Origin of the sequence: Halomonas sp. ND22Bw, assembly GCF_003011945.1 — a bacterium.
Lineage (GTDB): Bacteria > Pseudomonadota > Gammaproteobacteria > Pseudomonadales > Halomonadaceae > Halomonas > Halomonas halophila.
The window spans coordinates 1-245 of sequence record NZ_PXWD01001521.1 but is presented as its reverse complement, the minus strand read 5'-3'; the positions used below and the strand labels follow the sequence as shown (position 1 = coordinate 245).

The following is a 245-nucleotide window of genomic DNA, read 5'->3' as shown; positions in this document are numbered from 1 at the left end:
GCAGCTACGGCGTGCTGGCGCTGTCGCTGGCGCTGGGCAGCGCCAGCCTGAGCCGGATCGGCGCCATCGGCGCCGCGCTCACCGTGGGCGTGGCTCGCGGCGGGGGGCTGCTCTCGCTGCTGGTGCTGCCGCTCTACATTCCGGTGCTGATCTGCGGCGCCGGCGCCGTTCAGGCGGCGATCCAGGGCGGGGTCGTGGCGGCTCATCTGGCCATGCTCGGTGCGCTGCTGGCGGCGGCGCTGATC

General features: G+C 75.1%; 1 protein-coding gene. It reads left to right on the top strand.

The window, feature by feature from the left end:
- On the top strand, positions 1-245 hold a 245-nt coding region (locus CVH10_RS23310), incomplete at both ends, for a heme exporter protein CcmB (protein ID WP_181244727.1).